We start from the raw sequence: 7,278 nt of genomic DNA, 5'->3' as shown, positions 1-7,278 counted from the left end.
CGTCACATGTTGTTGGCTGAGCTTGTCGAAGCCAACAACGTGATCCACCTGTGGCGACTGGATGGCGAGGCGCTCTTGGCCTTGAATCGTCCGGCGCTCGCGGCGCTGATTGGTCAGACGCGGCTTCGCAATCCTGAGCCCACGTTGCGCCAAGCGGTAGAGCAGATCGTTACGGGGACAAGTGGCGAACTGCAAAGACTGTTGTTGATCGAATTTCTTACGCTCTGTACCGATAAGGAGGTTGCCGCGATGGCTGAACAGATCGTGCAGTATGATAGTTACGGCGATGAGTTGGAGCGGTGGATGGAAGAGCAGAAGAACAGGGGAACTGGGGAACTGAGGAACTGGGGAACTGAGGAACTGGGGAACAGGGGAACAAGGGAACAGGGGAACAAATGTCGCGTTGCGTTGGCTTCGACAGGCTCAGCCAACGCAACGCTCTCCCATTTGGAGCGAGGCTATGACCACAAGTAACCCCAAAGAGATCGTAGAGCAGATACTCCAAGCGCGTTGGCACAGCACTATTTCTGGTAAAGCCCAAACCTATGTTGGCCAATTCTTTGATGCGTTCACGTTGCGTCAGGGTGTGTACGCAAAAGTGCAAGGCAACCATGGCATATATCGCGTCTCTATCTTCCCAGGCAATAAGAACGTAAGCGCAACGTGTAGTTGCTACATTGGCAAAAGTGGCTATTGCCACCATTGCGAAGCCCTAGCCCATGCCTTCTTGCTTTATCCTGAAACGTTCACCGCGATCCCCAAGTACACCATGGCCGATGTCAGCGCAGCTACAACACCGGAACGCATTCACAGTGTTGTACGCAGTCTTGCCTTAGCTGCAGTAATTGAAGAGCTAGAGCAGAACAACATGAATCTGAAGGGCATTGCGGTGAGCATGGGGGTAAGTGAGCAGAAGATACGCAGTCTCATCAAAAAAGAGCGACAGCAAGGCATCATTGATGACTTGACGCCGCTAAAGTTGGCGTGTGTCTGGTTGTTGCAAAAATTTGGCAGCAGGGGTGCGTGAGGGAACCTGGTTCCCTCACGTACCCTTTCCCTTACCTCTCGCCATTCGGCTGCTTACGCAGTGTACCCAATGGCTGTCCAGTACGTTCAAGATAGACGTGGGAGTAGATAGGGCTTGCTCTTCACTATCGATTTCGCCATCACTGCCATAGGTTTTAGCCATCTCGTTGAGCGGAGTGATTGCATAATGCTCAATCAGCGCATAAATCTTGCGGGCGCGTTCGGCCATGAATTCGCCAAACATACTGTTCCAGATCGGCTCGGTGAGTAGATCCGCTGGCATGAGATGGCTCTCTAAGCAAGTGGCAAGCTGTGCATTCTGTTTGGTGCGCAATTCATTGAGGTAGTCATAGGGCGCACGTTTGCCGATGCGGATGTTGAGACCTCGGGGGATGAGGGTGCGGTTGACCACAGAATCCATCAACTGTGCGGAGCTTCATCTCATTACTGCTGATGTGATGCAGCACAAGCTTCGCATTGCTCCCGCGCCCCTTACGTGGGCGCGTATCGATCTCGCGGAGAGTCATGCCAAACTATGGCTTGCCGTAGATGATCGTGCCAATGAAGATCTCCTTGACCAGCGAGTCGAAGAGATCGTAGGTACGATCGAGTTCCCAGCGAAAGTCGCGCTGAAACTCTGGAAGCATAATCGTCTTTTTCTGAATACCACGTACCGTATCGAGCAGTGATTCGGTGCGAGATTGGGTATCGTGCATGATGCTGATCTCTTCTCAGAAGATATTCCATAGTTTACATAGATACTATAGCACAAATGAGAAGCAACCATGGCTATTTCAGCCCAATTTCGCCCAATTTCCCCACCCGACCGTATCTTTTGGCCCCTTGGAACGGTACATGAAGTAGAGCCCATGAAATGATCATGGGCCATCTGTCGCAAGGGCCATATGGCAAAAACCGATAACCCCCTGAAACGCTTGGTGAACTTGGCTGCCAACGATGTCGCCGCGTGGCTGCTAGAGCGCCCGGTGCGCGAAGCCACAACGCGTTCAAGCAACCTTGTGCCGCCAGCGCAGGCATTGGATAGCGATCTCGTCTTTTTTGTCACGCTCGAGGATGGTAGTGAGGAGATTCTGCACCTCGAATTTCAAGGACGCGGCAGCGACCGCCCAATGCCAATTCGCATGCTCGAGTACCGGACGCGGCTCGCTGCGACCTACCCAGACATGCCAGTCACCAGTGTGGTATGGTATGTAGGTGGGGCCGGAGTGGGCACCGTTGGCTTGTTGGCTGAGCCGGTCGAAGCCAACGCAACGCTCTCCCATTTGGAGCGAGGCTTGTAATACCGACGCCGTTAGGCTTTACTACGGCAATTCCCAGATGGCAAAATGGTCAAACCAGAGTTCGACGTTGCCTTCGTCGCTGTAGGAACTGGTGGTGACACCGACTTTGCCCTCTAAGTAGGTGGCGTCTGTGGCTGCGCCGAGCAACACCTCGTTGAGTGTGATGCTGATATGTTCGCCTTCGCGGATGACGCGGAGGTGATTTGCTGCGTTTGCTTGCCAAAGTTCGGCGGGGTTGCCTTCAAGCAGTGTGATTGGCTCGCCAATCACGGGTACGCGGAAGAGCCGGTAGTAGTCGCTAAAAATTTCGTATTTGTAGTAGCCAATGTCTTCGCGTTGGCCAAAGATGAGGCCGCAACTGGCGTCGCGTGCTCCCGCGATGATCTGGCACTCCGCTTCGGCGATCATATTGCCCAATTCGCGTACCATGTAGAGTTCGTAGGATGTGCCGCGCCCTGACCAGTGGACTTTGAAGACGCCGTCTTCAATTGTGTTGGTCTCGATCTCTTGAAATACGCCGGTATACCAAGCGTTACGGTTGTCTACAAATTCGTCGCGGAAGATGAGGGTCGCTTGGGCGAAGAGCGCTTCCGCTTCGGCGGTTGCCATGATCGCCGCCTCGCTCGCTAGGGCCACTGCGGTTGCCGTTGCGGCCTGGACCTGGGCTGTCGCTGTGCGATCGGGGGTGGCGCTAGGCACGCTCGTGACGGTCGGCTCAACCGTTGGCTGCGCTGGCTCTACGGGGGCTATTGGTTCGCTGCATGCAACGAGCACGAAGAGCAGCAAGAGCAAAAGGATCTGTTTCAACACATTGCGCTCCTACCCAACATCCAGACGACGCTTGATCGTTGCAGCCGCTACATACCACTGCTCGCGCAACTCAATGGGCCAATGCTGAAAACTTGTGCCCAGGTCGCGCAGGGTGGCAACATCGCCAATCCAGGCGAGCGCCTCGATAGCTTTGCGCCGCAGGTAGAGCGGTGTGTCCGGCGGATCATCTTCGCGCAAGCGCACATCGAAGCTGCCCAGTTGCAGGCCATGGATTGGCCGTCCGGCAGCAATGTGCTGGATGATGGTCTTGAGGGTTGGGCCGTTGCGCCCATCGCTAAGGCGCAGGCGCACAGAGGGAATGCCCATGCCCATCCAGGCTAACGATTGTAACGCCTTCGCCTTGAGCGATTGGCTTGGGTTGGTCACCAAGAGGCGAATGAGCCAATCGATCACTTCTGGATTGTTGGCACGCACCCGCCCGGCTACGTAGGCCAGTTGTTGGGCTGCGCTATCGGGAATAGCCTCATTACGGCTGATTAGCACCGTAAGCAGCGGTGCGACCTGTTCGGGATCAAAGAGCGTGAGGGCATCAGCCGCAGCCCACATGGTATCCTGCCAATCTTCGTCGATCTCATGTTCTTCTTGGTCAACTGGGCTGAGGATGACGCGCAGCAGTTGGCGCGCATCGAGCAACTTTTGGCCCGGTTCGTCCACCATGTCGCCGAGGGCAAAGGCGGCCAAGGCGCGCTCTGGGGCCGATGTAGAGTTGCGCAATAGGTCACGAAACTCGGCGCGCCCGTCGGTGCCTTTGAGCCAGATGTGCATCATGCGCTCCAACATGGCATCATCAGCATGCGCTTGGTGCGTTGCTGGCTCTGCGTGGGGCCGGGTAGAGGAGCGATCATGTAGTGTGACCTCATCTTCGTAGCGGGTGAGTACCAAGGGCTGGCCCGGCTCTGGGGCTGGGGCTGGCGTTGCGCCCATAGGCAGCAGGTAGATGTTGCGTAGCGCCCGGGCGGCGGCAATGCGTACATTCGTATATTCGTAGCGCATGCCATGAAACGATGGGCGTACCTTTTCAACCAGAATCCGCCGCAACTCGTGACGCACCTGTTGGTAGCTCAAGCGCCCTAACGCTGCCACGATCTGCTCGCGCCGCTCTGCCGAGGGTTCGCGCTCGCTCCGCAAGCGCAATACGCAGGCATCGAGCAGTTCGCTGCGTAGGGCTGGCGGTAGGTCATCCTCTTGCGCCTTGGGCGAGGCTTCAAGGCAACGGGCGGCCAAGAGGGCATGGGTGTTGCCCCCCGCGCGCGTGGCTGCCGCCAATTGCTCAAAGAGTAGGGTTGGGTTGGAGAGCAGCCCGGCAAGCGCATAGAGTACATCCTCCCACCAACTCAGCAACTCGGGGTTGGCACACATGGCGATGATGTCGGGCAGGCGGTTCGCCGCAGCGCTCTGGCTGAGCGCCACCGCCGCACAATAGGCATGCAGCAGCGGGTTGACAAAGCGGGCCGCATGTTGGCCCACGCCCGTCAGCAGGCGCGCTTGGCGCAGCATGGCGTAGAGTTCTTCGAGGCTATAGTCGCGCTGACGCCGCACTTGGCCCAGGATGCGAAAGAGATCGCGCAACGGAATCTGCTCACGATGGTTCCAACGGCTATACCAGGCCAGCGCAATCAGGCCCTCGCGCGCAGCATCGCCCTGGCTGTAGCGTGGATCAATCGTTGCCAACATACGATCCAGGTAGTCCTGCACCAACTGGTTGCGCGTCAGCACCGCTTGGGCATCACTCGCCAATAGTTCATAGATCAGCGCCAACAGGCTCGGATCGCCCGCCAGTTTCAGCAGGCGATTGGCGCGGATCTGCTGGAAAATGCGTAGCGCAATCCGCTCATCCCGTTGCCGCAGGTAGCGCAAAATCTGATGCTCATTGAGCATCTGGATGACAAAGACCTGGGCGCGACTCATGATCTGGCCGGGGAAGCTATCCTCTGCCGAGGTGACAATGAAGCGTTGCTGGGGCAAGCGTGTGGCCAGCATATGCAGTTCACGCGCCAAATCTATCCGGTGGCGATCCGGTATTTCATCGAGATTATCGAGCAGGAAGATAAAGTGTGGCCCCGCGTGAGCATCACGTTGCGTCGTATCAGGGCGAAAGATGCTGGTCAATTGTTCCGCCAGGGAGGGCACCTCAGTACGCGCCTGTTCAATGATGTAGCGTTCGAGACGGCGCGGGCCACGCAGTTGCTCATAGCCAGTGAGCGAAAGAAAGATGCCGAGGGGCCGACTGACGTCATTGGTGGTGGCTTCAGCCAACTCATAGGCCAACCGGCGCAGCACCGTTGTTTGACCCGACTGAGGCGGCCCAATCAGCGCCGCCAAGTTGGTGGTACGGCGACCCTCTTGCTCATCGCGGCGGCGCAATGGGCGCAGCCCCATGCCCAAAGCCCGATCCAGCGCCTCCAGTGCGCCCACAACCGCAGGGGCATCCTCGGGGCGGGCGCGCAGTAGATTCCAATCCTGCCCGGGGGCCACCGCCAATACACCAACCTCAATGTACTCCGCACCGCCCCAACGGGCAAAGGCAGGATCGCGCAACACCTGGCTCACATACTCCAACTGAGCATTGGGGCTAAAGAGCCGCCCCTCGGCGTTACGCATATAGAGAACCGGCGTACTCCAACCCAGATCCTCAGCCTGAAAGACCCAGCGCCGCGCCATATTCACAGCCCGATCAATCACCCCATCGCGCAGCAGATGCTCACTGAGTTGGTGGGTAAAGCTCCGGGCAAGACCAATTTCCACGAGGCGCTGCATCGCCAACACAGCCGGAACCCCCGCATCGGTCAGGAGGCGCGCCGCCAAGCTATTGAGCGTGCCTGCCACCGCGCTATTGCACGCCACCAAGATGATCAGCACCGGGCGATGGGAGGCCGGCAGTTGCTTGAGGAAGTCAATCAACTCAGCGCCATCGTAGAGCGCCACATGGCCATTGGCGGGATGTTCAAGCACCAAGCGGGTACCCAGTTCAGCGTGGTGCAACCCATGGCCCAGATAGAGCAGCACATCATAGCCCCGTGCCGACTGCTGCTCTAGCGTGCCACGCTGCAACGACTCTTGCAGCATCGGCGCGGTGGTGGTGGGCAACACATCGCAACGAAACTGGCCCGAAGCGACCACAGCACTAAAGCGGGTCCGAAAATCACGCTCTTCAGCAGCGCGATCCAGTTCAGCCAAATTCCAGCGCGGCAAATCATTGGGCGTAGCAATCGCCAAGAGCAGACGCACCGGACGTTCAGCCACCGGCTGACCCTCATCAAAACGGGCACTCTCGATATAGCGCGAAAAGGCCACCCGCGCATCAATCGCCAGCGGGCGCGGCGGCGCAAGCCCCCCGCTATCATCAAAATACATGAGTTCCCAAGGAATCGCGTGCAACTCAGGGGCAGCGGGATCGAGCGCCAAGCGCAGACGCAGCGTGCGGCCACGCGCATTGAGCGCCGCCCACGCCTGCTGGAAGGCGACCGCAAGAGGGCCACTGAAGAGCCGATTAAAGAGATCGAACCCCACCGCCACCGCCTGCGGTGAGCCAGGGGTTGGTTCAATAAAATCGGCCAACGCCAACTCAGCCTGGCTCTGCAAGCGCCGCCCACCCTGAAGCCAGAGTTCAACCGTATAGTGAACTGCCTGGCCCGCCTGGGTGGCGCGCTGCACGCGCACCAACATATCTTCAAACTGACTCATTGCAGGGAACCTTAGTTAGGGGAGGGCGAGCGTGTTGAACGAGAGACAGAGGATTGAACCACAGAGACACAGAGAACACAGAGAGGTCTACGGCACAGCAACCACCATGTTGACATTCCATCCATCAAAAACTCTGTGCCCTCGGTGCCTCTGTGGTTCAATCCTCTGTCTCTCTTCTCGTTGATCTTGCAGACCATTTATTCCAAAATCTCTCTAAGCATGCCAGCCATAACCCTCCGTGCGGCGGCTTCAGTGTACCATAAAGCATAGCGCCACCATCGTATTAGCTTGACGCGCCCCCACAGGGCGGTAGAATACAAGCGTACTATGACATCTCAATACTAGTACAACCAAACCTAATACCAATTACCCTTGAACATGCCGCATGATCAAGAACGCTAAAGCCCATTGGGACGCCATGTTCGGCAATCTGCAA

The 7,278-nt window shown here is 57.5% G+C and carries 7 protein-coding genes; 3 read left to right on the top strand and 4 right to left on the bottom strand.

The genetic code is table 11. From position 1 onward, the window contains the following. Both CJ255_RS23825 and CJ255_RS23820 read left to right on the top strand, forming a co-directional pair. Nucleotides 1-474: hypothetical protein (locus CJ255_RS23825; protein ID WP_165774853.1), on the top strand; the 474-nt coding region annotated here is incomplete at its 5' end. Beyond that, the gene (locus CJ255_RS23820) at nucleotides 461-1,027 is read left to right on the top strand and encodes a hypothetical protein (protein WP_097645928.1); all 567 of its coding nucleotides are present in this window, start codon (nucleotides 461-463) and stop codon (nucleotides 1,025-1,027) included. The genes CJ255_RS23825 and CJ255_RS23820, both read left to right, overlap by 14 nt. Nucleotides 1,028-1,042: 15 nt before the next feature. Here CJ255_RS23820 and CJ255_RS20430 read toward each other — a convergent pair whose 3' ends face one another. Next, nucleotides 1,043-1,447 (bottom strand): hypothetical protein, encoded by a 405-nt coding sequence (locus CJ255_RS20430; RefSeq protein WP_217352508.1) that lies wholly within the window; start codon nucleotides 1,445-1,447, stop codon nucleotides 1,043-1,045. Between the two features lie 112 nt (nucleotides 1,448-1,559). Further along, nucleotides 1,560-1,742 (bottom strand): DUF262 domain-containing protein, encoded by a 183-nt coding sequence (locus CJ255_RS24220; protein WP_217352507.1) that lies wholly within the window; start codon nucleotides 1,740-1,742, stop codon nucleotides 1,560-1,562. Between the two features lie 189 nt (nucleotides 1,743-1,931). Between CJ255_RS24220 and CJ255_RS20420 the strand changes: the two genes are divergently transcribed. Beyond that, complete coding sequence (locus CJ255_RS20420; RefSeq protein WP_097645926.1) at nucleotides 1,932-2,327, top strand: RpnC/YadD family protein; 396 nt, start codon at nucleotides 1,932-1,934, stop codon at nucleotides 2,325-2,327. A 21-nt stretch (nucleotides 2,328-2,348) separates the two neighbouring features. Here CJ255_RS20420 and CJ255_RS20415 read toward each other — a convergent pair whose 3' ends face one another. Together CJ255_RS20415 and CJ255_RS20410 are read right to left on the bottom strand one after the other, a co-directional pair. Next, on the bottom strand, nucleotides 2,349-3,134 hold the full coding sequence (locus CJ255_RS20415) for a hypothetical protein (RefSeq protein ID WP_124682032.1): 786 nt from the start codon (nucleotides 3,132-3,134) through the stop codon (nucleotides 2,349-2,351). Between the two features lie 12 nt (nucleotides 3,135-3,146). Next, nucleotides 3,147-6,842, bottom strand: a complete 3,696-nt coding sequence (locus tag CJ255_RS20410) for a CHAT domain-containing protein (protein WP_097645924.1) — start codon at nucleotides 6,840-6,842, stop codon at nucleotides 3,147-3,149. Nucleotides 6,843-7,278: the final 436 nt, after the last annotated feature.

Source organism: Candidatus Viridilinea mediisalina (assembly GCF_002532535.1).
In the GTDB taxonomy this organism is placed as follows: domain Bacteria; phylum Chloroflexota; class Chloroflexia; order Chloroflexales; family Chloroflexaceae; genus Viridilinea; species Viridilinea mediisalina.
The sequence above is the reverse complement of the archived record's forward strand: the minus strand, read 5'-3'. Positions and strand labels throughout refer to the sequence as shown.

Bases quoted from the DNA above. Each gene is read 5' to 3' on its own strand.
- CJ255_RS24220 (WP_217352507.1), bottom strand. From the start codon at position 1,742: ATGCACGATACCCAATCTCGCACCGAATCACTGCTCGATACGGTACGT.
- CJ255_RS23820 (WP_097645928.1), top strand. From the start codon at position 461: ATGACCACAAGTAACCCCAAAGAGATCGTAGAGCAGATACTCCAAGCG.
- CJ255_RS20420 (WP_097645926.1), top strand. From the start codon at position 1,932: ATGGCAAAAACCGATAACCCCCTGAAACGCTTGGTGAACTTGGCTGCC.
- CJ255_RS20430 (WP_217352508.1), bottom strand. From the start codon at position 1,447: ATGGATTCTGTGGTCAACCGCACCCTCATCCCCCGAGGTCTCAACATC.
- CJ255_RS20410 (WP_097645924.1), bottom strand. From the start codon at position 6,842: ATGAGTCAGTTTGAAGATATGTTGGTGCGCGTGCAGCGCGCCACCCAG.